The sequence below is a fragment of the Staphylococcus sp. EG-SA-18 genome (assembly GCF_017151825.1).
GTDB classification, from domain to species: Bacteria; Bacillota; Bacilli; order Staphylococcales; family Staphylococcaceae; genus Staphylococcus; species Staphylococcus aureus.
In genome coordinates, this window is the sequence record NZ_JACYVY010000073.1 from 62,973 (window position 1) to 88,358 (window position 25,386).

Genomic DNA, 25,386 nt, shown 5'->3' on the forward strand with positions numbered 1-25,386 from the left:
TACAATGACTATGAAAACGTTAACATAGCATTTCAAATTCACAACATTATACAGATGGAGGCGTTTAGTATGTTAGAAACAAATAAAAATCATGCAACAGCTTGGCAAGGATTTAAAAATGGAAGATGGAACAGACACGTAGATGTAAGAGAGTTTATCCAATTAAACTACACTCTTTATGAAGGTAATGATTCATTTTTAGCAGGACCAACAGAAGCAACTTCTAAACTTTGGGAACAAGTAATGCAGTTATCGAAAGAAGAACGTGAACGTGGCGGCATGTGGGATATGGACACGAAAGTAGCTTCAACAATCACATCTCATGATGCTGGTTATTTAGACAAAGATTTAGAAACAATTGTAGGTGTACAAACTGAAAAGCCATTCAAACGTTCAATGCAACCATTCGGTGGTATTCGTATGGCGAAAGCAGCTTGTGAAGCTTACGGTTACGAATTAGACGAAGAAACTGAAAAAATCTTTACAGATTATCGTAAAACACATAACCAAGGTGTATTCGATGCATATTCTAGAGAAATGTTGAACTGCCGTAAAGCAGGTGTAATCACTGGTTTACCTGATGCATACGGACGTGGACGTATTATCGGTGACTATCGTCGTGTAGCTTTATATGGTGTAGATTTCTTAATGGAAGAAAAAATGCACGACTTCAACACGATGTCTACAGAAATGTCAGAAGATGTAATTCGTTTACGTGAAGAATTATCAGAACAATATCGTGCATTAAAAGAATTAAAAGAACTTGGACAAAAATATGGTTTCGATTTAAGCCGTCCAGCAGAAAACTTCAAAGAAGCAGTTCAATGGTTATACTTAGCATACCTTGCTGCAATTAAAGAACAAAACGGTGCAGCAATGAGTTTAGGTCGTACATCAACATTCTTAGATATCTATGCTGAACGTGACCTTAAAGCAGGCGTTATTACTGAAAGCGAAGTTCAAGAAATTATTGACCACTTCATCATGAAATTACGTATTGTTAAATTTGCTCGTACACCTGATTACAATGAATTATTCTCTGGAGACCCAACTTGGGTAACTGAATCTATCGGTGGTGTAGGTATTGACGGACGTCCACTTGTTACGAAAAACTCATTCCGTTTCTTACACTCATTAGATAACTTAGGTCCAGCTCCAGAACCAAACTTAACAGTATTATGGTCAGTACGTTTACCTGACAACTTCAAAACATACTGTGCAAAAATGAGTATTAAAACAAGTTCTATCCAATATGAAAATGATGACATTATGCGTGAAAGCTATGGCGATGACTATGGTATCGCATGTTGTGTATCAGCGATGACAATTGGTAAACAAATGCAATTCTTCGGTGCACGTGCGAACTTAGCTAAAACATTACTTTACGCTATCAATGGTGGTAAAGATGAAAAATCTGGTGCACAAGTTGGTCCAAACTTCGAAGGTATTAACAGCGAAGTATTAGAATATGACGAAGTATTCAAGAAATTTGATCAAATGATGGATTGGCTAGCAGGTGTTTACATTAACTCATTAAATGTTATTCACTACATGCACGATAAATACAGCTATGAACGTATTGAAATGGCATTACATGATACAGAAATTGTACGTACAATGGCAACAGGTATCGCTGGTTTATCAGTAGCAGCTGACTCATTATCTGCAATTAAATATGCACAAGTTAAACCAATTCGTAACGAAGAAGGTCTTGTAGTAGACTTTGAAATCGAAGGCGACTTCCCTAAATACGGTAACAATGACGACCGTGTAGATGATATCGCAGTTGATTTAGTAGAACGCTTTATGACTAAATTACGTAGTCATAAAACATATCGTGATTCAGAACATACAATGAGTGTATTAACAATTACTTCAAACGTTGTATACGGTAAGAAAACTGGTAACACACCAGACGGACGTAAAGCTGGCGAACCATTTGCACCAGGTGCAAACCCAATGCATGGCCGTGACCAAAAAGGTGCATTATCTTCATTAAGTTCTGTAGCTAAGATCCCTTACGATTGCTGTAAAGATGGTATTTCAAATACATTCAGTATCGTACCAAAATCATTAGGTAAAGAACCAGAAGATCAAAACCGTAACTTAACTAGTATGTTAGATGGTTACGCAATGCAATGTGGTCACCACTTAAATATTAACGTATTTAACCGTGAAACATTAATAGATGCAATGGAACATCCAGAAGAATATCCACAGTTAACAATCCGTGTATCTGGTTACGCTGTTAACTTCATTAAATTAACACGTGAACAACAATTAGATGTAATTTCTCGTACATTCCATGAAAGTATGTAACAAAATTTAAGGTGGGAGCACTATGCTTAAGGGACACTTACATTCTGTCGAAAGTTTAGGTACTGTCGATGGACCGGGATTAAGATATATATTATTTACACAAGGATGCTTACTTAGATGCTTGTATTGCCACAATCCAGATACTTGGAAAATTAGTGAGCCATCAAGAGAAGTCACAGTTGATGAAATGGTGAATGAAATATTACCATACAAACCATACTTTGATGCATCGGGTGGCGGTGTAACAGTCAGTGGTGGCGAACCATTGTTACAAATGCCATTCTTAGAAAAATTATTTGCGGAATTAAAAGAAAATGGTGTGCACACTTGCTTAGACACATCGGCTGGATGTGCTAATGATACAAAAGCATTTCAAAGGCATTTTGAAGAATTACAAAAACATACAGACTTGATATTATTAGATATAAAACATATTGATAATGACAAACATATTAGATTGACAGGAAAGCCTAATACACACATCCTTAACTTCGCGCGCAAACTGTCAGATATGAAACAACCTGTATGGATTCGACATGTCCTTGTGCCTGGTTATTCTGATGATAAAGACGATTTAATTAAACTAGGGGAATTCATTAATTCTCTTGATAACGTCGAAAAGTTTGAAATTCTGCCATATCATCAGTTAGGTGTTCATAAGTGGAAAACATTGGGCATTGCATATGAATTAGAAGATGTCGAAGCGCCCGATGATGAAGCTGTTAAAGCAGCCTACCGTTATGTTAACTTCAAAGGGAAAATTCCCGTTGAATTATAAATACAATTCAGACCGAAAAGAAAGCATATGCAACTTCAAGAGTGAAGGGGCATATGCTTCTTTTTCAATTGAGTATAGAGTATTAGCAAGACGTAGTAAGTATATGAGACAACTTCTACAATGGTTGAAGGAAGACGTTTTTGTAAGTAGCTATGCTGATAAAGAATGTGATGTCTTGTTAAAGGTGGGGTTCCAATATCATCATTTAGCTGATGTTGAATGGGTTATTATTTGCTACTTGCATATGAATATGAGTCTTTTCAAATTTTTATTGACCCTGAGTAATGAAAAATATTAAGATGAAACTTAATATTAAAGCAATGCGGAGCGTGATTATGAAGAGAATTAGTAAAGATATATGGGCAGTATTTAAATTACTGTATCAAAATAAAGGGCGTTTTAGCATTAATGCCTTACTATTGCAGTTAATCATGATTTTTATTAGTAGTACATACTTAATTTTACTATTTAATATGATGTTAAAAGTAGCTGGGCAAAGCCAACTTACGATTAACAATTGGACGGAAATCGTTAGTCATCCCGCCAGTGTGATACTTCTTATTATATTCATATTAAGTGTTGCCTTTCTGATTTATGTAGAGTTTTCATTGTTAGTTTATATGGTTTATGCCGGCTTTGATCGACAGATTATTACATTTAAATCCATTTTTAAAAATGCCTTTGTAAATGTGCGTAAACTCATAGGTGTACCAGTTATTTTCTTTGTTATTTATTTAATGTTAATGATACCCATTGCCAACCTAGGACTAAGTTCAGTATTAACAAAAAATATTTACATACCTAAATTTTTAACGGAAGAACTTATGAAAACGACGAAAGGTATAATCATTTACGGTACCTTTATGATTGCTGTATTTATATTAAACTTTAAATTAATATTTACCTTACCGTTAACGATTTTAAACCGTCAGTCGTTATTTAAAAATATGAGACTAAGTTGGCAAATTACGAAGCGAAATAAGTTTCGACTTGTTATAGAAATAGTTATATTGGAACTCATCATTGGTGCGATTTTAACATTAATTATTTCAGGAGCAACATATCTTGCTATTTGTGTAGATGAAGAAGGAGATAAGTTTTTAGTCTCATCAATTTTATTTGTTGTATTGAAAAGCGCATTGTTCTTCTATTATTTATTTACGAAATTATCATTAATCAGTGTGTTAGTACTGCACTTAAAACAAGAGAATGTATTAGACCAACCGGGCTTAGAATTTAAATACCCAAAACCGAAACGGAAGTCTAGGTTCTTTATAATTTCAATGGTACTTGCAGTGACATGTTTTATCGGTTATAACATGTACTTACTTTACAATAATACTATCAATACAAATATCTCCATTATTGGCCATCGTGGTTTCGAAGATAAAGGCGTTGAAAATTCTATTCCGTCATTGAAAGCTGCTGCAAAAGCGAATGTCGAATACGTTGAGTTAGATACAATTATGACGAAAGATAAACAATTTGTTGTTAGTCATGATAACAATTTGAAACGTTTAACAGGTGTTAATAAAAATATTTCTGAATCTAATTTCAAAGATGTCGTCGGTTTGAAAATGCGTCAAAATGGACATGAAGCAAAACTTGTATCCTTAGACGAATTTATTGAAACGGCTAAACAATCAAATGTGAAGCTACTAGTAGAGTTAAAGCCACATGGTAAAGAACCAGCAGATTATACACAACGTGTTATTGATATTTTGAAAAAGCATGGTGTTGAACATCAATATCGTGTGATGTCATTGGATTATGATGTGATGACTAAGTTGAAAAAAGAAGCGCCATATCTCAAGTGTGGTTATATCATTCCGTTGCAGTTTGGTCATTTTAAAGAAACATCATTAGATTTCTTTGTCATCGAAGATTTTTCTTATTCGCCAAGACTTGTTAATCAAGCGCACTTGGAAAATAAAGAAGTCTATACTTGGACCATTAACGGCGAAGAAGATTTAACGAAATACTTACAAACCAATGTTGATGGTATTATCACAGATGACCCAGCATTAGCTGATCAGATTAAAGAAGAAAAGAAAGACGAAACATACTTCGATCGTTCTATAAGAATTTTGTTTGAATAATATAAACAAAGACCTCTAAAGTTATCAAGATGATACCTTCAGAGGTCTTTTTAATGTTGCCATCTATGGGATAGGCAATCGTTTCATTCGTTTATATTCATATGACAAGTATTTGTATGGCAATTTGGCGTCACAAACACTTACATGATTTATTGATAAGTTGCTAATTGTTTTGTGAATGCAAAGGGTTAGAAATTGAATCGTAAATACTTTCTAATCTATGTTTCGCTTTAGTCATTTGATCCAAATTTTTAGTGCGTATAGCGGATTTTGCAATATAGTGCGCAGCTAAAATATCGCGTTTTTGAAACGCATCTAAATTTAGGTACGATAATTTATTTAAGTCAGTGTTTGCTATTAATTCATGTAATTGATCTACAAGCGCTTGATGTTGATACGTATGTGATGTAGTTTCAGATTTGCTTGCTAATTTAATACCAGTCGTATCAAGGAGCGCCGCTTTAATACCAGCAACTAAATATGTTTTGATTTTCATTTGTGTTGTCATGCTTTGTTACTCCTTTGATGTACATTAATCAAAAAAATTATACACTATTGTATATTGCAAAGCTAATTAACTATAACAAAAAGATAGTTAATGCTTTGTTTATTCTAGTTAATATATAGTTAATGTCTTTTAATATTTTGTTTCTTTAATGTAGATTGGGCAATTACATTTTGGAGGAATTAAAAAATTATGAAAAAGCAAATAATTTCGCTAGGCGCATTAGCAGTTGCATCTAGCTTATTTACATGGGATAACAAAGCAGATGCGATAGTAACAAAGGATTATAGTGGGAAATCACAAGTTAATGCTGGGAGTAAAAATGGGAAACAAATTGCAGATGGATATTATTGGGGAATAATTGAAAATCTAGAAAACCAGTTTTACAATATTTTTCATTTACTGGATCAGCATAAATATGCAGAAAAAGAATATAAAGATGCAGTAGATAAATTAAAAACTAGAGTTTTAGAGGAAGACCAATACCTGCTAGAAAGAAAAAAAGAAAAATACGAAATTTATAAAGAACTATATAAAAAATACAAAAAAGAGAATCCTAATACTCAAGTTAAAATGAAAGCATTTGATAAATACGATCTTGGCGATTTAACTATGGAAGAATACAATGACTTATCAAAATTATTAACAAAAGCATTGGATAACTTTAAGTTAGAAGTAAAGAAAATTGAATCAGAGAATCCAGATTTAAAACCATATTCTGAAAGCGAAGAAAGAACAGCATATGGTAAAATAGATTCACTTGTTGATCAAGCATATAGTGTATATTTTGCCTACGTTACAGATGCACAACATAAAACAGAAGCATTAAATCTTAGGGCGAAAATTGATTTGATTTTAGGTGATGAAAAAGATCCAATTAGAGTTACGAATCAACGTACTGAAAAAGAAATGATTAAAGATTTAGAATCTATTATTGATGATTTCTTCATTGAAACCAAGTTGAATAGACCTAAACACATTACTAGGTATGATGGAACTAAACATGATTACCATAAACATAAAGATGGATTTGATGCTCTAGTTAAAGAAACAAGAGAAGCGGTTGCAAAGGCTGACGAATCTTGGAAAAATAAAACTGTCAAAAAATACGAGGAAACTGTAACAAAATCTCCAGTTGTAAAAGAAGAGAAGAAAGTTGAAGAACCTCAATCACCTAAATTTGATAACCAACAAGAGGTTAAAATTACAGTTGATAAAGCTGAAGAAACAACACAACCAGTGGCACAGCCATTAGTTAAAATTCCACAGGGCACAATTACAGGTGAAATTGTAAAAGGTCCGGAATATCCAACGATGGAAAATAAAACGTTACAAGGTGAAATCGTTCAAGGTCCAGATTTCCCAACAATGGAACAAAACAGACCATCTTTAAGCGATAATTATACTCAACCGACGACACCGAACCCTATTTTAGAAGGTCTTGAAGGTAGCTCATCTAAACTTGAAATAAAACCACAAGGTACTGAATCAACGTTAAAAGGTACTCAAGGAGAATCAAGTGATATTGAAGTTAAACCTCAAGCATCTGAAACAACAGAAGCATCACATTATCCAGCAAGACCTCAATTTAACAAAACACCTAAATATGTTAAATATAGAGATGCTGGTACAGGTATCCGTGAATACAACGATGGAACATTTGGATATGAAGCGAGACCAAGATTCAATAAGCCATCAGAAACAAACGCATACAACGTAACGACAAATCAAGATGGCACAGTAACATATGGCGCTCGCCCAACACAAAACAAACCAAGCAAAACAAATGCATACAACGTAACAACACATGCAAATCGTCAAGTATCATATGGCGCTCGCCCGACACAAAACAAGCCAAGCAAAACAAATGCATATAACGTAACAACACATGCAAATGGTCAAGTATCATACGGAGCTCGCCCGACACAAAACAAGCCAAGCAAAACAAATGCATATAACGTAACAACACACGCAAACGGTCAAGTGTCATACGGAGCTCGCCCGACATACAAGAAGCCAAGTAAAACAAATGCATACAATGTAACAACACATGCAGATGGTACTGCGACATATGGGCCTAGAGTAACAAAATAAGTTTGTAACTCTATCCAAAGACATACAGTCAATACAAAACATTACGTATCTTTACAACAGTAATCATGCATTCTATGATGCTTCTAACTGAATTAAAGCATCGAACAATCGGAAGCATATTTCTAAATTATTTATTCATTATAGTCTTAAACATAACATGACCTAATATATTACTAACCTATTAAAATAAACCACGCACATCTAAGTGATATACGACAATCACAGCAATAATAATTGCTTTAGAAAGTCGTGCCGAACTGGAACTTACAAGTCTAGTTCGAACACACACTGATGTGAGTGGTTTTCTTTATTTTAAACATGAACAATCAGATAAGTTACTAGCATTAGCAAATATTATTAAATCAAAGGGCTTCGATTCATAAAATTTAAAACAATGATTAAAATTAGACGTGTAAATGTTAAATTCTAAAACGGAAATAACCACCATCCCATTAAACCACTTTTTTGTTCAATCACTATATTTCACACAGCTTCATTAATAAAACGAAATTGCTTCAACCCGCTTCAACTTCAACTGGCTTCAACTTCAGCCTACTTCATTCAATAACAAAACGAATCCGCTTCATCCAAAATCAACCATTCTAACGCACATATTCAAATATAGCAGCTGCACCCATACCGACACCAATACACATCGTAACCATGCCGTAACGGCTATCGGGACGTCTACCCATTTCATTAAGTAAACGCGCGGTTAACATTGCGCCTGTAGCACCTAATGGATGACCTAAAGCAATAGCGCCACCATTCACATTCGTACGTGATATATCTAGACCTACTTCTTTAATAGATGCAATTGTTTGAGAAGCAAATGCTTCGTTCAATTCGATCAAATCAATGTCTTCAACAGATAGATTGCTGAGTGACAATACTTCAGGAATCGCATATGCAGGCCCAATACCCATAATTTTCGGGTCAACGCCTACTGCCTTATAACCAACGAATCGTGCAATAGGTGTCACGCCTAGTTCTTTCACTTTATCTCCAGACATTAAAACTACAAATCCTGCACCATCAGAAAGTGGGGCAGATGTTCCCGCAGTCACAGTGCCGTCAGCTTTAAATACTGTACGTAATTTGGCTAATGCCTCCATCGTGGTGTCAGGGCGTATAAATTCATCTTGGTCAAAGATATTTGTGTGTACTTTTGGTCCTGCGTTTGTATATTCAACTGAGTTTACTTGTATTGGGATAATTTCATCGTTGAACCGACCATCACGTTGTGCTTCATAGGCACGTTGATGACTTCTGACAGCATAAGCATCTTGATCTTCGCGTGATACGTCAAATTGGGATGCTACATTTTCAGCAGTTAAACCCATAGGATATGACGCACCTATATCATCATATTGTAAGGTAGGATTGTTTGTGGGCTCGTTGCCACCCATTGGTACGGCACTCATCAATTCAACGCCACCAGCTACAAGTATATCTCCTTGACCAGCCATAATTTGATTGGCTGCAATCGCGATGGTTTGTAATCCTGATGAGCAGTAGCGATTCACTGTTTGACCCGGTACCGTGTCAGATAATCCCGTAAGCAATGCAATCGTTCGTGCAATGTTTTGTCCTTGTAATCCTTCTGGAAAAGCCGTACCAACAATGACATCTTCAATCATATTCTTATTGAATTTTCCGTCAATACGTTTCAATACGCCTTGTAATACTTTGGCTGCGACATCATCAGGTCTTTCGTGGAATAATGCGCCTTGCTTTGCTTTCGCTGCGGCTGAACGCCCATAAGCTACAATGTATGCTTCTTGCATGGTTATCATCCTCTCTTAATGACTATCTTTTAATTACGTAATGGCTTACCAGTTTTTAACATATGTGCAATTCTTTCATATGATTTTTTAGATTTTAGTAAGTCAATAAAGCCAATTTTCTCCAACGATTGAATGTAACGTTGATTGATAAATGTATTTCTTGGTAAATCACCACCCGCTAAAATTGTGGCGATATTTAAGGCGATATGATAATCATGGTCGCTAATAAAATGACCCCGTCTTTGCGCATCTAATTGTCCTTGGATCAATGCTTTGAAGTCTTCACCTAAAGCGATATATTGATGTCTAGGATTCGGAATATAGTTTGTTTCTGCTTCATATTTCGCACGTTTGAGCGCAACTTCGACACGTTGTGCTGTATTGAAAATAATCGTATCTGTATCACGTAAATAACCATAACGACGTGCCTCAAAGGCATTTGTAGAGACTTTCGCAAATGCGATATTCGTCAGTACTTTTGTCATGGAAGCTTGTTTGTCATCAAACTTATGCGATGTGCGTAATATGCGATCAGCCATTTCTGCAAGGCCACCGCCACTCGGTAATAAGCCAACGCCTGCTTCAACAAGACCGATATACGTTTCACTTGCAGCGACAACAATAGGTGAGTAAAGTACAAGCTCACAGCCACCGCCTAAGGCACGACCTTGAACAGCTGTGACTACTGGTTTCAAACTATACTTCAAACGATTAAAGCTATAATGTAATTTATCAATTGATTGTGCAACGACATCATCTACAAGACCGTCTTCATGCGCCTTTTTCATTAAGAAAAGGTTAGCACCCACACTGAAATTGTTACCATCTGCATAAATAACCATACTTGTGTAATGGTCATTTTCCAGTAAATCAATCGCATCAACTAACGCATCGTTGAATTCATCGGTAATGACATTATTTTTACTTTGTAATTTCAGTAACAGTTGATCATCATGAGTTACGGAAAGTTTGGCATCACCTTTATCCCAAAGTTCATCTTTTACGAAGTGAGAAACAGGTGTTGCATATTCGATGGTCTCATCTTGTTTATAAAAGCCACCATCTAAATCACTAATCCATTGTGGTAAGTCTCCAATTTCGTCTTCCATACGTGTTTTAACACGTTCATATCCCATTGCATCCCATAATTGGAATGGACCAAGTTTCCAGTTGAACCCCCAGACAAGCGCACGGTCTATGTCTCGGAAATCATCGGTAGCTTTAGGTACATTGATAGCAGAGTAATAGAAATTATTACGTAATGTCTCCCATAAAAATAGTCCCGCTTCGTCTTGCGCATTGAATATGACATCAAGGTTATGCACTAAGTCTTTATTAAATTCATTTAAAATTGGTAATTGTGGTTGCGATACAGGTACATAATCTTGTTTTTCAACATCGTAAACAAGTCGAGCTTTAGTTTCTTTATCCTTTTTGTAAAATCCTTGTTTCGTTTTACGTCCGAGTGCGCCATTGTCAAACAACGTATTTACAATTTTGACATCATGAAAATAAGGCGTTTCTTCAGGTACTTGTTGCATGCCTTTAATTACAGACACTGCAATATCTAAACCGACTAGGTCAGATAGGGCATATGTACCTGTTTTAGGACGACCAATCGCTTGCCCAGTTAAAGCATCCACATCTACAATGCTTAACTTGTGTTGCTCGGCGCGATACATAATATCATTCATTGTTTGCGTGCCGACTCTATTTGCGACAAAGCCAGGCACATCATTGACGACAATGACACCTTTACCTAACACATTTTGCGCGAAATTTTTTACATCTAATATGATAGATTCCTTCGTGTGTGACGTAGGTATTAACTCCACTAATTTCATAATACGTGGTGGGTTAAAGAAATGTAGACCAAAGAATCGTTCTTGATCCTTCTCGTTAAATGTTTGAGCAATCGCATTAATTGGAATACCTGATGTATTTGTAGCGAATAAAGCATCTTCTTTAGCATGTTGTAGAACTTGTTGCCAAACAGCATGCTTAATTTCAATATCTTCTTTAACTGCTTCGATATATAAATCAGCATCATCATTTACCAAGTCATCATCAAAATTACCATATGTTAAATGACTCGCTAGATTTAAGTCGAATAGTAGCGGCCGTTTCTTATCTGTAATTTTATCGTAAGATTTTTTCGCAATGAGATTTGGATCGTTTTTGTCCACTACAATATCTAATAGTTTTACTTTAAGTCCAGCATTCACAAAGAGTGCTGCCAGTTGAGCGCCCATCGTGCCTGCGCCAAGAACGGTTACTTTATTAATTGTCATAGTGATTCCTCCAATTTAGTTGAGGATAAGATAACCATTAAGATAATTGGAATAACGTTGCTATTTTATAAAATTAATTAAGTATCTTTGACAGTCATCTTAGCCTCTTATTTAAGGAAAAAGCTTTATGCTTAAAATAAGTCTTTTTTTAGTGATATTACTGCATCTCATATAATTCTTTGCTATTTATACGAAAGCAGAATCTCCAGTCAAAGCGCGTCCAATTACTAAGGCATTAATTTCATGTGTACCTTCGTACGTGTAAATCGCTTCTGCATCAGAGAAGAAACGTGCAATATCATAATCGTCAGCTAGTATGCCATTACCACCTGTAATACCACGGCCCATAGCTACTGTCTCACGCAAACGTAAGGCATTCATCATCTTCGCCGTTGAAGTTGCAACCTCGTCATATTCACCATGTGCTTGCATATTAGCTAATTGAGCACATGTTGCCATTGCTTGAGCTAAATTACCTTGCATCATTGCTAGCTTTTCTTGTATTAACTGATATTTACTAATTGGTTTGCCGAATTGCTTACGCTCAGTGACATAATCTAATGTGGCACGTAAAGCGCCAGCCATACCACCTGTAGCCATATAAGCAACGCCTGCTCTCGTTGAATAAAGAATTTTGGCAATATCTTTAAAGCTTGTTATGTTTTGTAAGCGATCCGCTTCATCTACTTTGACATTAGTTAATTTAATTAGGGCGTTAGGAACAATGCGAAGTGCGATTTTATTATCAATGACTTCAATATCGACGCCATCTTGTTCTGGTCTGACTACAAAGCAATGGGGTTTGCCAGTTTCTTTATTTACTGCGAATACTGGAATGACATCAGATACATGTGCACCACCAATCCATTTCTTTTCACCATTGATAACCCAAGTATCGCCCTGGCGTTCAGCGACTGTTTCAAGACCTCCCGCAACGTCCGAACCGTGTTCTGGTTCAGTTAAAGCAAAGCATGTACGCAGTTCATGTGACTGTAATTTAGGTACATATTTCGCAATTTGTTCTTTGCTACCTCCGAAATAGAAAGTGTTATGCCCTAAACCTTGGTGAACACCGAGTAGGGTAGCTAAGGAAATATCAAATCGCGCGAGTAGGTAAGACATGAAAAACTGAAATAGTTGACTAGGCATTTTGGCGTTTGGACGATCCTTGTAAAGTAATGGATTGTTAAAATAATTTAATTCTCCCAGATCTTTAAAATAGTCCTCGGGTACAGTAGCGTCTATCCAATGTTGATTAATATTTTCACGGTACTTACTTTCTAGCAATGAATCTACTTGTTGTAAAAATTCGACTTCACCGTCTGTTAAACCTTTAGCAATACTAAGTACATCTTCAGGAAATAATGTTTTTAAGACCGTTTCTTTTTCAAATGTCATATAAATTCCTCCTAAAAATAATATGAATACTAATGTGAAATGCATTTAATTCAAAAACAACACGCTTTATTTGTAAACGCTTACACTAAATGTCAAAAATTTTTATCACCTTTAAAGTGTTTGTGAGACTTTGTCATTCATCATTTGTCGAATCGCAAGTTTATCTGGTTTCTGCGTACTGTTTAACGGCATATGTGTCACTGGTACATACATTCTTGGGACTTTATAACCTGCTAAACGACTTCGCATATGTTGATCTAAAATTTCAGCGTAATGAGGTTCATCTTCGCGAAGTATAATGGCTGCAGCAATTGATTCACCATATTTTGGATGATCATAGCCAACGACCACACACCGGTCTACTAGTGGATGCTCAGCTAAAGCATTTTCGACTTCGGATGGTAAGACATTTTCGCCACCAGTTATGATTAATTCTTTTTTGCGTTCAATAATAAATATATCGCCATCGTCGTCCATCTTCGCTAAGTCACCAGTTAATAAATAACGACCATGAAATGCTTTGGCAGTCTCTGCTGGTTTATTCCAATATCCTGGCGTGACATTTTTAGCCTTAATTGCAAGTTCGCCAATCTCACCAGTAGGTACTTCCTCACCGTTATCATCAAGGATACGTGCATCAACGAACATGACTGCTTTACCAATACTCATTGGCTTACGTTTTGAATTTTCCGGTGTATTAACAAGTACAAGAGGTGCTTCAGTTAAACCATAGCCGTTAATAATGTTTATGCCATATTGTTTAAAAGCTGCTTGGATACTTGGTAATGGTTGTGAACCACCTTGGATGATATAATCCATAGCTTTAAAATTTTCAGGATTAAAATTACTAGCACGTAGCGTACTATAATACATTGTCGGAATCATGATAATAAATGTAGGGTGATATTGTGCAATCATGTCATTCAATTCTTCGCCGTTAAAGTAACGTTGAAGAATAAGTGTGCCACCTGACATCAATACTGGTAATACAGTATCGTTAAACCCTAAAACATGGAACATTGGTGTTGATACAATCGTAATATAGTTTGAATTGAACTTATACGTCAGCTCTAGGTTTGCACCGTTATGAACAAATGATTCATATGAGAACATCACACCTTTAGGTGATCCGGTTGTACCACTTGTATAAATTAATGCTGCAAGATCTTGTGGTTCGACAGGTGTTGCTTGAAAAGGTTGGTGATAATCTGGATTTACGATTTCATCATATTGCGCTACATCAATATCCATATGCAATAAGTTTTGGTCAATATCGGTGAGTGAACTTAAATGTTTTTCAGCATAGAAGAGCAGTTTTAATTGTGCATCTTCCACAATGGCTGCAATTTCTTTTGGGTTAAGCCGCCAATTCAATGGTAAAAAAACCGCACCTGTTTTAAAACAAGCAAACAATAAATCTAATATTGCAATATCATTTGGCGCAAAAATACCGATAACATCGCCTTTTTTAACACCTTGAGATGTTAAATAATGTGCCATATTATCAGCGCGTGCATTGAGTTGTTGGTATGTCCAAGATGTTTGTTTTGCGTGATCAATAACGGCAGGCTTGTCATCATCGAAGTCTGAACGCGTTTTTATCCAATCGAAATTCATTAGTATACCCCCTTTAGCTTCACTTTCATACTTTATGAATTGATTGTTTAAGTTGTCCCCATTTTTCTTTGTAAATGCTGGTATCAATTAATTTTAAATGATCAGCAATAATTGGTTTAAAAGCCATTTGATTCAAAATATCTTTATGCAAATCAAGACCTGGTGCAATTTCAATTAGTTTCAAGCCTTGATTGGTGAGTTCGAATACTGCACGCTCAGTAACAAAATAGACTTCTTGCTCGAGTGATTGTGAATATTGTGCATTAAAGTCGATATGGCTCACATCTGATACAAATTTCTGGTTTTGTCCTTCAGTTTCAATGTTTAATCGTTGATTATGGCATGAGACATGACTGCCAGCTACAAAAGTACCTGAAAAGATAATTTTATTTACAGATTGCGTAATGTCTATAAAGCCACCACATCCATTTAGTCGGTCATTGAAGTAAGACACGTTGACATTGCCGTATTGATCAACCTCAGCAAAGCTAAGATAGGCAACTGATACACCATTGTTATAAATAAAATCCCATGCTCGATCATGAGGCATGCGCACATCTGCATTGTAATTCATACCAAAATGTTCACGACTCCCAACGAATCCACCGAAAATGCCAACATCTAAAATCGGTTGCACATCATGTTCAACACATTCTTCGTGCAATAAATTAGAGAGTTCATTATTGATGCCATAACCGATGCTAATTGTATCGCCATAAGTTAAAAACTGAGCAGCACGTCGGAGAATCAATTTGCGACTATTAAAAGGTAATGCGGGTTCAGGTATTCCATCAATTCGTTCTTCTCCAGACAAGGCTGGTAAATAATGACTCTGAATTACTTGGCGGTGATTCTTTTCATCTTCTGTGACGTATACATAATCGACAAGATTTCCTGGGATAACAACTTCATTCGGTTTTAGTTGATATCCGTCAACTAAAGCTTTAACTTGTACAATAACTTTCCCATGATTGGCTTTCGCGTTTAATGCGACATGATAACACTCGCTCAAGTACGCTTCTTGAGTTAAATAAATGTTACCTTGTTGATCTGCGTATGTTCCTCTCAGTAGTGCCACATCAACGCTAGGGAATGTGTAATGTAAGTATGTTTCATCGTTGATGGTTACTAATGAAACTAAATCATCAGTTGTTCGTGTATTTACTTTACCGCCACCGTATCTAGGATCAACAGCTGTGTTTAATCCGATTTTAGTAATAACTCCAGGTAATAATTGATTACTCTGACGATAATGAGTTGCAATGATACCTTGTGGTAAAAAATAAGCTTCAATGTCATTATTTTTCATTGCTTGTGCCGTTTTGGAAGAAGCCGTTAAAATGCTCATAATGACACGTTTAATCATGCGACGTTCTATAAAATCATCTAAATCCGGTGCGGCACCTAAACTATGGATATCATTCGCTAATATAAACGTTAAATCTTTGGGCGTATGATATGTGTCATGTTGCGCTAACACAGCACGTAGAACTTCGGCGGGTAAGTTGGCTACAGCTAATGCTGGTAAACCAATCACATCACCATCTTTAATGATATGTTGTAAGTCGTGCCATGTGATTTGTTTCAAGCAAGTCACCTCCATCACATTTGATAAAATATAGCGTTTTTACACTTTGTGTAAACCCTTACAAGAAATATAACATAACGACGTTTAAAATCAATTAGAAATATCTTTTTATTCTGATAATAGACACAGTATAGACACATTTTGATGGTTGATAACAATTGTAATATCAAGGGTTTGTAATGAATTGAATATCATTAAAATACTTATATAAAAATATTGCTCGGAATATAAAAAGTTAAATAGGTTTTGATTTTTAAATATGAAATACAAAGCGCCCAATCGAACAAAGTATTTATATTAAAATATGGAAAATCCATCAATATTAAATTAAAATAGTTTTATTATGAAAAGTGAAAGTAGGTAAGTCTATGGAAGGTCTTAATCATCGAAGAAATACAGAAAAAGAAGAGACAACACAAACGCAATCAGTTGCACCTAATACAGGTGAAGAGGGGATGTCATCAGCAAGTACACAATCAACTAAGACGTCCGACATACATAATGAATCTATCAATAAACAAATGGAAGCCAAAGCGCATGAAACAGCGCAAAATGCAGATTTAAAAACCGAAGCAAGAAGTTTATTTGATAATGCAACCAAATCAATCGGTAGACTAGCCGGCAATGATGAAAGCTTAAATCTTAATTTAAAAGATATGTTTTCTGAAGTATTTAAGCCGCATACTAAAAACGAAGCAGATGAAATATTTATAGCGGGTACTGCTAAAACTACGCCAGCAATTTGTGACATATCAGAAGAATGGGGGAAGCCATGGCTCTTTTCTCGAGTATTCATCGCTTTCACAGTAACATTTATTGGATTATGGGTCATGGCAGCGATTTTTAATAACACTAACGCGATTCCGGGTCTCATTTTTATAGGGGCTTTAACAGTACCATTATCGGGTTTGTTCTTCTTTTATGAATCAAATGCGTTTAAAAATATTAGCATTTTTGAAGTTATTATCATGTTCTTTATTGGCGGCGTATTTTCATTACTAAGTACGATGTTATTATATAGATTTGTCGTTTTTAGTGATCAATTCGAAAGGTTTGGTTCTTTAACATTTTTCGATGCATTTTTAGTAGGATTAGTTGAAGAAACTGGAAAAGCACTCATTATTGTTTATTTCGTCAATAAATTGAAAACAAATAAGATTTTGAATGGATTATTAATCGGTGCTGCTATTGGTGCAGGGTTCGCAGTTTTTGAATCAGCAGGTTATATTTTGAATTTCGCTTTAGGGGAAAATGTCCCATTATTAGATATTGTCTTCACACGTGCGTGGACTGCGATTGGTGGTCATTTAGTTTGGTCAGCGATTGTTGGTGCTGCAATAGTTATTGCGAAAGAACAGCATGGCTTTGAATTCAAAGATATTTTTGATAAACGCTTTTTAATATTCTTTTTATCAGCCGTTGGTTTACATGGCATTTGGGATACATCTTTAACTGTACTTGGCAGTGATACGTTAAAAATATTTATTTTAATCGTTATTGTGTGGATACTTGTATTCATTTTAATGGGGGCAGGTTTAAAACAAGTGAATTTACTGCAGAAAGAATTTAAAGAACAACAGAAAAAAGTAGACGAATAATAATTAAAGCTTATGTTGCTCATATGTTTGTGACATAAGCTATTTTTATAATTTGTCTTTAAAAGAGTGGAATAGGAATACTTTTCGGAGTTAAAAAAGTGTTTCACGTTAAACAAATAGTGACAATTAGATTTATATAAAATGAACATGATTCACTGAAAGTATGTAATAATCATTTTATTGAAATTCATCAAACAGAAATTAATACAATCATATAAGCAAATTAAACCACGCCATAATCATATTGGATGACTTCGGCGTGGTTTTTATAGTTGAAGCAGGGCTGAGACATAAATCAATGTCCCACACTCCCTTATCGTTCAATCGTTGTTCGATAATCGATTAAATAGATACCTTCAGGTGTTACTTTATAATTTTTAACCTTAGCGTTAGCAGCGACTATTTGATCGTTGTAAGCAATATAACTGTTTGGTACATCTCGACTTGATAATTTAATAATATCATTAGAAATATTGTGACGTTCCTTAACATCTACAGTATGATTCAATTGATTAATTAAATCATCGACGTTGCTATTATTGTAGTCTCCTTTATTAATAGCACCATCTTTTTTATATGCTTGATTAAAGAAATAACCTGTATCACCGCGAGGGATTGTCCCAAAACTATACATCGTTGCATCCCATGCAGAACGGTCTTTTAAGTAACCTTCTATGTCATCAACACTTTTAATGTCGATTTCAATATTTGCTTTTTTAGCATCTGATTGTAATACTTGCGCAATTTTCGATAGCTCTGGACGACCGTCATACGTAATTAACTTAATTTTTAAAGGGTGTTCTTTTGTATAACCATCTTTAGCTAATAACGTTTTTGCTTGTTCGATATTTTGTTTGGTTAACTTAGGTTCTTTAATATATGGAATTTTATCATTAAATGGACTCGTTGCAGGTTTCGCATAACCTTGATAAATATGATCTGCAATACCTTGTCTATCAATGATATGATCTAATGCTTCACGAACGGATTTAGTCATTTTTTTATTAGTATGATTATACATAAGTAAAGAAGTTCTAAATCCAGATTCTTTTGACACTTTTAAATTTTGATTATTTTCTATGTCTTGAACTTTATTAACTGGGACATCAGTTATTAAATCATCTTTTTGAGATTCTAAATTTCTGACGCGATTATTGCCGTCTTCTTGGTACGTCACAGTAATATGATCAAGTTTGGGTTTACCTTGCCAATAGTCCTTAAAATTCGACAATGATATTTTTCGAGATTGCTTATAATCTTTTATTTGGTAAGGGCCTGTACCAACAGGAGTTTGATTAACATCTGATTTAGCATCTGTATCATAAATTGCCATAAAAGGATTAGCTAATTCAGATACAAGTTCAGGGTAAGCGGAGTTGGTTTTAATTGTCAGTTTTTGACCTTTAGCGGTAATTGATGATATTGGTAATGAATATTTGACCAAGTCGCTTTTTTTCATGCTATTTTCAAGGCTAGATTTCACTTTTTCTGCAGTCAATTTTTGACCGTTTTGAAATTTAATATTATCTTTTAATTCTATATCTAACGTTGTATCATTTGGTTGATGATACGATTTCACTAATGCTTTTTCTATTTTTCCTTGATCATTTGTTTTAAATAATGATTCTGCAGCACCAATCTTAACTGGTACATCTGTTTCATAAGGTGCAATAGACTTTGTTTTTAACGGTAACGAAATATTTAAGTCTTTGCCAGATGAATGCATTGAGCCACATCCTGATAACACTAATACTGCTGAAAATATAGTTGCTAGTCTTTTAAACTTCATTTCATTAACACTCTCTTTCTAATTACTATGTAAAACCCAACAATTAATATTTTAAAACTTTATTTTGTTAAAGTAAAATATTGTTCAAGTTTAGTAATCATTAAAGTTCAATTAATTGTAGTAATTATGCTTTTTAAAAATAAATATTAGAAATGAAGTTAGCGATATTTATAGTGATTCACGATAAACATATATACCTAAGTATTGAGCAACTGCTGTAGTACTACAGCTTGGTTATGTTTAGTATCTTTTGCTGCATATAACAATAGAACATGATTATGCTGATTTACAATATCCTTTAATTTTTCAAAAGCATCTTTTTGTGCATCCTGATCACGTAATTCTTTTTCATATTTTTCTTTAAAAGCTCCAAAAAGTTTAGGATCATGTTGGAACCATTGTCGCAACTCAGTAGAAGGGGCAATGTCTTTTAACCAATAATCTAGGTTAGCAGTTCTTTTCGAAATACCTCTCGGCCAGACTCTATCGACTAGGATACGAATAGCGTCGGTATTATCTTTATTGTCATAAATCCGTCCAATATCTACGGTCATCTTGTGAACTCCTTTCTTATGAAATTCAGTGAGCATACATCAATGCATGTTGTGGTGGGACGACGAAATAAATTTTGCGAAAATCTCATTACTGTCCCACTCCCAATTAAAAAACTGCCATGACAAAGTAAAGTCATAGCTGTTTTTGTATATATGTTATTTATTTTTACGTTTAGTTAAATACTTTAAACCAACTGCAAAGACCGTGTACCCGGCTATGGTTTGTATCAATGTTTTAATTAAATTATTATTTTTAACAATAATATTTGCAGTAACAATACTTACGAAATATAATGCAAATACTTTTACGTAACGTTGATTAAGTTTCATATGAGCACTAAACCTCTTTTCTCAGTTATACTGCAACGCTTAGTCTTGGAATAAATGTTTCGTAGTGTACGCGATCCATATCGTAATTTAAAGATTTAAGTGCTTCGATCATAGATTGTAAGAATTTTGTACCACCACAGATATAAATTTCAGGTTTATTTGCTAAAAATGCTTGTAATTCTTCAGCGCCAATATAGCCTTGTTTATCTTTTAAGTGTGTATATAATTTAGCGTTGTCATGATGGCTTGCGATACTGTTGAAGTTGTCTTTGAAAGGTAAATGTTGTTCATTTTCAGCAACTTGAACCATCTGTGTATCTAAACCTTTGGCAGAGGCAGCTTCATACATAGCTACTAAAGGTGTAACACCAATACCTGAACCTAAGAAAAGTTGTGGTTCAGTCGTATTCTCTAATACGAATCCACCTACAGGCGCAGCTAAATTAATCATATCGCCTTCTTTAATCTCATCGTGTAAAATTGTTGAAACTTCGCCTTCATGTTCTGTTGTGACATCACGTTTAACGCCAAAAGTTAAATGGTTTTTTTCACCTGATACGATAGAATAGTGACGTTTAGCTCTATATGGAAGTTTTTCACTAGAAACATCAACTGTGATGTATTGGCCTGGTGTAAATTCACTAAAGTCATATTCTTCAGTTTCAACTGTAAATGATTTAATGTCTTCAGATTCTTGTTTAATATTGGTAATTTTGAATGGTTTAAAACCTATCCACATCATTTGATCATAAATTTCTTTTTCAATTTGGATGAACACATCCGCAATAACGCCATATGCTTTTGCCCAAGCTTGAATGACAGGGTCATTTTCTTCTAATCCTGTCACGTCTTGAATGGCTTTTAATAAATTTTCCCCCACAATTGGATAATGTTCAGCATAAACTTGTAGTGCGCAGTGTTTATATGCGACTGGCATAATGACTGGTTTAATAACACTTAAGTTATCGATATTAACCGCTGCGGCCATTACAGCTTGTGCTAATGCTGAAGATTGCATGCCTCGTTTTTGGTTCGTTTGATTAAACATGTTTAAAAGTTCAGGATGCGCTTTAAACATTTTTGGATAAAAGATTGACGTAATTTCTGTCCCTTTCTCTTTAAGTAAAGGCACTGTTTGTTTGATAATGTCTTTCTCTTGTTCTGTAAGCATGATACTCCTCCTTTAATCTGTCTATTTTGATTATTCTACTAAAAATTTCGATATTCAATTAATTAGTTTGAGAAAATATAAATAAAATGGCAAATTTGATAATTGTATGACATTTTTAATTTTTTAAATACTTATCAATAAGCATTGTGTACAATTGTCTGTTTGCACACCGACGATTGCGCGCATTTATTTGACTAATTCAAAAAACATTGTTGTTTTCTTAGAAAAAAGTAAACATGATAATAAAAATGTGAAAGTGTAAATAATCACTGGCGAAGTACGAAGACTAAAGACATCTAAGATGTAATCGTATACAAATTAAAAAGGTGTAAAAATTAAAATGAAATGTGAAATAAATCACAATTTAATATTGACCTAGTACTTAATGTATGTTACATTTTATATGTGAAATAAATCACAAACTTAAAAGCGGATGACACATGACCTTTTAAGTTATGCGTTGAAAATAAAAGAGATGTTTATTTGTTTTTGTATCGTCAATAAGCAGCATTAAACTAACATATTTGAAACTACACGTATGTTAGTGAATTAATCATAAGGGAGTTTTTGTAATGAACAAATTTAAAGGGAACAAAGTTGTATTAATAGGTAATGGTGCAGTAGGTTCAAGCTACGCATTTTCATTAGTGAACCAAAGCATTGTTGATGAATTAGTCATCATTGATTTAGACACTGAAAAAGTTCGAGGAGATGTTATGGATTTAAAACATGCCACACCATATTCTCCAACAACAGTTCGTGTGAAAGCTGGCGAATACAGTGATTGTCATGATGCGGATCTAGTTGTCATCTGTGCTGGTGCTGCACAAAAACCTGGAGAAACACGTTTAGATTTAGTATCTAAAAACTTGAAAATATTCAAATCAATTGTTGGTGAAGTAATGGCATCAAAATTTGATGGTATTTTCTTGGTAGCTACAAATCCTGTTGATATTTTAGCGTATGCAACATGGAAATTCTCTGGTTTACCTAAAGAACGTGTTATAGGTTCTGGTACAATTTTAGACTCTGCACGCTTTAGATTATTGTTAAGCGAAGCGTTCGATGTTGCGCCACGTAGCGTCGATGCTCAAATTATTGGTGAACATGGTGACACTGAATTACCAGTATGGTCACACGCTAATATTGCGGGTCAACCTTTGAAGACATTACTTGAACAACGTCCTGAGGGCAAAGCGCAAATTGAACAAATTTTTGTTCAAACACGTGATGCAGCATATGACATTATTCAAGCTAAAGGTGCCACTTATTATGGTGTTGCAATGGGATTAGCTAGAATTACTGAAGCGATTTTCAGAAATGAAGATGCCGTATTGACTGTATCAGCATTATTAGAAGGCGAATATGATGAAGAAGATGTTTATATTGGTGTTCCAGCAGTCATCAATAGAAACGGTATTCGCAACGTCGTAGAAATCCCATTAAACGACGAAGAACAAAGCAAGTTCGCACATTCAGCTAAAACATTAAAAGATATTATGGCTGAAGCAGAAGAACTTAAATAACTTTTTATAAAATCTATACCATTCCAAAAATTGTAAAACCTTACCCAAAAAATTGTATAAAGGGCTATTTGATACAACTATATGTGTCGAGTAGCCCTATTTTTAATGTAGTGAAAGTCGTTGTTGAAATTAAATTCAAATCTGGCACTTAAGCTTTAATCATAGCATTAAGATGATTGTCTAGCAGAGGCGATTTGCGGGCTCACTACAGTGCATGATGAACTTAATGCTTCAAATGTAACATTAAAAATAAAAGCAACGATGTCACTTCTTACTTCGTACATCGTTGCCATTAGTTCTGTTGATATTTCGGTTAGTCTTAATCCCCGAGCAATTCTTCAATTTCATTTTTGATAACTGTAACGTGAGGCCCATAAATTACTTGCACACCAGTGCCTTGCTGGATTACACCTTTGGCACCAGTACTTTCGAGTAATACTTTATCGACTTTGTCATTTTGATGAAGTGTGACGCGTAGTCTCGTTGCACAACAGTCAACGATTTCAATGTTATCTTTGCCTCCCAAACCAGCAACAATAGTTTGTGCTCTTTCAGTAGCCTCAACTTGTTGTGCTGCAGCTTTATCTTCTCGACCAGGTGTTTTGAAATTAAATTTCGTAATTAAGAATCTGAAAACGATGTAATACAAACAGAACCACACAATTCCAATAGGTATGACGTATAGGTAGTTTGTTTTACTATTACCTTGTAGCACACCAAAGAGTAAGAAATCGATAAAGCCTCCACTGAAGGTTTGACCAATTGTAATGTTGAAAATGTCTGCCATCATAAATGCTAATCCATCAAAGAAGGCATGGATTACATAAAGAATAGGTGCGACAAACAAGAAACTAAACTCTAAAGGTTCGGTAATACCTGTTAAAAATGAAGTGAGTGCAGCGGATAACATTAAACCGCCGACAACTTTTTTATGTTCAGGTTTAGCTGTGTGATAAATTGCAAGTGCGGCACCACATAAGCCGAACATCATCGTAATAAAACGGCCTGACATAAAGCGTGACACACCTGAATAATACTTCGTCACATCTGGATCACCAAGTTGAGCAAAGAAGATGTTCTGCGTACCTTGAACTAAGTGCCCTTTGACTTCTAAAGTACCACCAAGTGCCGTCTGCCAAAACGGTAAGTAAAAAATATGGTGTAAACCGAGTGGACCTAACAATCTTAAGATGAAGCCATAAACAAAAGTACCGATGGCACCTGTTTTCGTTACAAATCCACCAACATGATAAATGCCGGCTTGTATGCTTGGCCAAATGAAAAACATCAATACACCTAAAAAGATTGCGGCAAATGCTGTGACAATAGGGACAAATCTAGAGCCACCAAAGAAACCTAAATACGGTGGTAATACCACTTTGTGATATTTGTTGTGAAGTATTGCGGTCATAATACCTGTGATAATCCCGCCAAAAACACCGGTTTCAACCGTTTGTATACCGAGCACCATGCCTTGTCCATTTTGTGCAAGCTGATCTTTTGCCAATGTGCCCGTGATAGTTAATAAGCCATTCATAGTTGCGTTCATAATTAAGAAACCGAGCAGCGCAGCTAAACCTGCAGTACCTTTATCGCTTCTAGATAATCCGATTGCGACACCAATTGCAAAGATGACCGGTAAATTTTGGAAAACAATACTACCTGCAGCTGACATTAATGTAAAAATATTTTGTAATAAGGTAATATCTAAAATAGGGTATGCTTTAACGGTGTTTGGATTACTTAATGCACCACCGATACCCAACAATAGACCTGCAGCTGGTAAGATTGCGATAGGTAACATAAAGGACTTGCCGAACTGCTGTGCTTTTTCAAATAAAGATTTCATCAACATCCCTCCTAATTATTCTCAATATAGCTTTTGAGAAATTTAATATCAATATATATTCTGTGTATGAAAATATTTTTCATAAAAATTGTT

General features: G+C 35.0%; 19 protein-coding genes. 7 read left to right on the forward strand and 12 right to left on the reverse strand.

Annotated elements, in window-relative coordinates; genetic code table 11:
• The first annotated feature begins 69 nt into the window (after nt 1–69).
• The 3 genes from pflB (at nt 70) to IDG66_RS12875 (ending at nt 5,196) form a co-directional block, all read left to right on the forward strand.
• Nucleotides 70–2,319: a formate C-acetyltransferase gene (gene pflB, locus IDG66_RS12865; RefSeq protein WP_000894660.1), complete on the forward strand. Its 2,250-nt coding sequence runs from the start codon at nt 70–72 to the stop codon at nt 2,317–2,319.
• 22 nt (nt 2,320–2,341) lie between these two features.
• On the forward strand, nt 2,342–3,097 hold the full coding sequence (gene pflA, locus IDG66_RS12870; protein WP_000911657.1) for a pyruvate formate-lyase-activating protein: 756 nt from the start codon (nt 2,342–2,344) through the stop codon (nt 3,095–3,097).
• 335 nt (nt 3,098–3,432) lie between these two features.
• Nucleotides 3,433–5,196, forward strand: coding sequence for a glycerophosphoryl diester phosphodiesterase membrane domain-containing protein (locus IDG66_RS12875; protein WP_001806672.1), 1,764 nt, complete (start codon nt 3,433–3,435; stop codon nt 5,194–5,196).
• A 163-nt stretch (nt 5,197–5,359) separates the two neighbouring features.
• On the opposite strand, the gene IDG66_RS12880 is transcribed toward IDG66_RS12875, so the two are convergent.
• On the reverse strand, nt 5,360–5,704 hold the full coding sequence (locus tag IDG66_RS12880; RefSeq protein WP_000211596.1) for a complement inhibitor SCIN family protein: 345 nt from the start codon (nt 5,702–5,704) through the stop codon (nt 5,360–5,362).
• A gap of 189 nt (nt 5,705–5,893) precedes the next feature.
• Here IDG66_RS12880 and coa point away from each other — a divergent pair, with 189 nt between their 5' ends.
• The gene (coa, locus tag IDG66_RS12885; protein ID WP_000744067.1) at nt 5,894–7,795 is read left to right on the forward strand and encodes a staphylocoagulase; all 1,902 of its coding nucleotides are present in this window, start codon (nt 5,894–5,896) and stop codon (nt 7,793–7,795) included.
• Nucleotides 7,796–7,976: 181 nt separating this feature from the next.
• Here the strand turns inward: coa and IDG66_RS12890 are convergent, their stop codons facing one another.
• The 6 genes from IDG66_RS12890 to fadX all read right to left on the reverse strand — a co-directional run bounded on the left by IDG66_RS12890 (nt 7,977) and on the right by fadX (nt 16,476).
• Nucleotides 7,977–8,084 carry a hypothetical protein gene (locus tag IDG66_RS12890; RefSeq protein ID WP_001790533.1) on the reverse strand — a complete coding sequence of 36 codons (108 nt, stop codon included), beginning with the start codon at nt 8,082–8,084 and terminating at the stop codon, nt 7,977–7,979.
• 313 nt (nt 8,085–8,397) lie between these two features.
• Nucleotides 8,398–9,582 (reverse strand): thiolase family protein, encoded by a 1,185-nt coding sequence (locus tag IDG66_RS12895; protein WP_001154616.1) that lies wholly within the window; start codon nt 9,580–9,582, stop codon nt 8,398–8,400.
• A gap of 29 nt (nt 9,583–9,611) precedes the next feature.
• Nucleotides 9,612–11,873, reverse strand: a complete 2,262-nt coding sequence (fadB, locus tag IDG66_RS12900) for a 3-hydroxyacyl-CoA dehydrogenase/crotonase FadB (RefSeq protein WP_000154532.1) — start codon at nt 11,871–11,873, stop codon at nt 9,612–9,614.
• Nucleotides 11,874–12,059: 186 nt separating this feature from the next.
• Entirely contained in the window at nt 12,060–13,271 is a 1,212-nt protein-coding gene (gene fadE, locus IDG66_RS12905) for an acyl-CoA dehydrogenase FadE (protein ID WP_000142189.1), read from the reverse strand.
• Between the two features lie 111 nt (nt 13,272–13,382).
• Nucleotides 13,383–14,888 carry a long-chain-fatty-acid--CoA ligase FadD gene (gene fadD / locus IDG66_RS12910; protein ID WP_001008399.1) on the reverse strand — a complete coding sequence of 502 codons (1,506 nt, stop codon included), beginning with the start codon at nt 14,886–14,888 and terminating at the stop codon, nt 13,383–13,385.
• 25 nt (nt 14,889–14,913) lie between these two features.
• On the reverse strand, nt 14,914–16,476 hold the full coding sequence (gene fadX, locus IDG66_RS12915) for a fatty acid degradation protein FadX (RefSeq protein WP_000810036.1): 1,563 nt from the start codon (nt 16,474–16,476) through the stop codon (nt 14,914–14,916).
• A gap of 455 nt (nt 16,477–16,931) precedes the next feature.
• Here fadX and IDG66_RS12920 point away from each other — a divergent pair, with 455 nt between their 5' ends.
• Nucleotides 16,932–18,074, forward strand: a complete 1,143-nt coding sequence (locus tag IDG66_RS12920; protein WP_010956622.1) for a PrsW family intramembrane metalloprotease — start codon at nt 16,932–16,934, stop codon at nt 18,072–18,074.
• A 313-nt stretch (nt 18,075–18,387) separates the two neighbouring features.
• On the opposite strand, the gene nikA is transcribed toward IDG66_RS12920, so the two are convergent.
• From nikA to IDG66_RS12940, 4 genes are all read right to left on the reverse strand, one after another.
• A complete protein-coding gene (nikA, locus tag IDG66_RS12925) occupies nt 18,388–19,863 on the reverse strand; it encodes a nickel ABC transporter substrate-binding protein (protein WP_000669654.1) in 1,476 nt (491 codons plus the stop codon).
• A 197-nt stretch (nt 19,864–20,060) separates the two neighbouring features.
• Nucleotides 20,061–20,417: a DUF488 domain-containing protein gene (locus IDG66_RS12930; RefSeq protein ID WP_000215216.1), complete on the reverse strand. Its 357-nt coding sequence runs from the start codon at nt 20,415–20,417 to the stop codon at nt 20,061–20,063.
• 156 nt (nt 20,418–20,573) lie between these two features.
• Entirely contained in the window at nt 20,574–20,747 is a 174-nt protein-coding gene (locus tag IDG66_RS12935) for a hypothetical protein (protein ID WP_000773989.1), read from the reverse strand.
• Nucleotides 20,748–20,772: 25 nt separating this feature from the next.
• The gene (locus IDG66_RS12940) at nt 20,773–21,918 is read right to left on the reverse strand and encodes a globin domain-containing protein (protein ID WP_000954808.1); all 1,146 of its coding nucleotides are present in this window, start codon (nt 21,916–21,918) and stop codon (nt 20,773–20,775) included.
• 154 nt (nt 21,919–22,072) lie between these two features.
• Here IDG66_RS12940 and IDG66_RS12945 point away from each other — a divergent pair, with 154 nt between their 5' ends.
• Together IDG66_RS12945 and IDG66_RS12950 are read left to right on the forward strand one after the other, a co-directional pair.
• Nucleotides 22,073–22,180: a hypothetical protein gene (locus tag IDG66_RS12945; RefSeq protein ID WP_001791329.1), complete on the forward strand. Its 108-nt coding sequence runs from the start codon at nt 22,073–22,075 to the stop codon at nt 22,178–22,180.
• A 310-nt stretch (nt 22,181–22,490) separates the two neighbouring features.
• A complete protein-coding gene (locus tag IDG66_RS12950; RefSeq protein ID WP_001031880.1) occupies nt 22,491–23,444 on the forward strand; it encodes an L-lactate dehydrogenase in 954 nt (317 codons plus the stop codon).
• A 319-nt stretch (nt 23,445–23,763) separates the two neighbouring features.
• Here IDG66_RS12950 and IDG66_RS12955 read toward each other — a convergent pair whose 3' ends face one another.
• The gene (locus tag IDG66_RS12955; protein WP_000838204.1) at nt 23,764–25,293 is read right to left on the reverse strand and encodes a PTS transporter subunit EIIC; all 1,530 of its coding nucleotides are present in this window, start codon (nt 25,291–25,293) and stop codon (nt 23,764–23,766) included.
• Nucleotides 25,294–25,386 lie beyond the last annotated feature (93 nt).

What these genes read in the sequence shown, in the direction of transcription:
- pflB (WP_000894660.1), top strand. Translation starts at nt 70, where the DNA reads ATGTTAGAAACAAATAAAAATCATGCAACAGCTTGGCAAGGATTTAAA.
- pflA (WP_000911657.1), top strand. Translation starts at nt 2,342, where the DNA reads ATGCTTAAGGGACACTTACATTCTGTCGAAAGTTTAGGTACTGTCGAT.
- IDG66_RS12875 (WP_001806672.1), top strand. Translation starts at nt 3,433, where the DNA reads ATGAAGAGAATTAGTAAAGATATATGGGCAGTATTTAAATTACTGTAT.
- IDG66_RS12880 (WP_000211596.1), bottom strand. Translation starts at nt 5,704, where the DNA reads ATGACAACACAAATGAAAATCAAAACATATTTAGTTGCTGGTATTAAA.
- coa (WP_000744067.1), top strand. Translation starts at nt 5,894, where the DNA reads ATGAAAAAGCAAATAATTTCGCTAGGCGCATTAGCAGTTGCATCTAGC.
- IDG66_RS12895 (WP_001154616.1), bottom strand. Translation starts at nt 9,582, where the DNA reads ATGCAAGAAGCATACATTGTAGCTTATGGGCGTTCAGCCGCAGCGAAA.
- fadB (WP_000154532.1), bottom strand. Translation starts at nt 11,873, where the DNA reads ATGACAATTAATAAAGTAACCGTTCTTGGCGCAGGCACGATGGGCGCT.
- fadE (WP_000142189.1), bottom strand. Translation starts at nt 13,271, where the DNA reads ATGACATTTGAAAAAGAAACGGTCTTAAAAACATTATTTCCTGAAGAT.
- fadD (WP_001008399.1), bottom strand. Translation starts at nt 14,888, where the DNA reads ATGAATTTCGATTGGATAAAAACGCGTTCAGACTTCGATGATGACAAG.
- IDG66_RS12920 (WP_010956622.1), top strand. Translation starts at nt 16,932, where the DNA reads ATGTCATCAGCAAGTACACAATCAACTAAGACGTCCGACATACATAAT.
- nikA (WP_000669654.1), bottom strand. Translation starts at nt 19,863, where the DNA reads ATGAAGTTTAAAAGACTAGCAACTATATTTTCAGCAGTATTAGTGTTA.
- IDG66_RS12930 (WP_000215216.1), bottom strand. Translation starts at nt 20,417, where the DNA reads ATGACCGTAGATATTGGACGGATTTATGACAATAAAGATAATACCGAC.
- IDG66_RS12935 (WP_000773989.1), bottom strand. Translation starts at nt 20,747, where the DNA reads ATGAAACTTAATCAACGTTACGTAAAAGTATTTGCATTATATTTCGTA.
- IDG66_RS12940 (WP_000954808.1), bottom strand. Translation starts at nt 21,918, where the DNA reads ATGCTTACAGAACAAGAGAAAGACATTATCAAACAAACAGTGCCTTTA.
- IDG66_RS12950 (WP_001031880.1), top strand. Translation starts at nt 22,491, where the DNA reads ATGAACAAATTTAAAGGGAACAAAGTTGTATTAATAGGTAATGGTGCA.
- IDG66_RS12955 (WP_000838204.1), bottom strand. Translation starts at nt 25,293, where the DNA reads ATGAAATCTTTATTTGAAAAAGCACAGCAGTTCGGCAAGTCCTTTATG.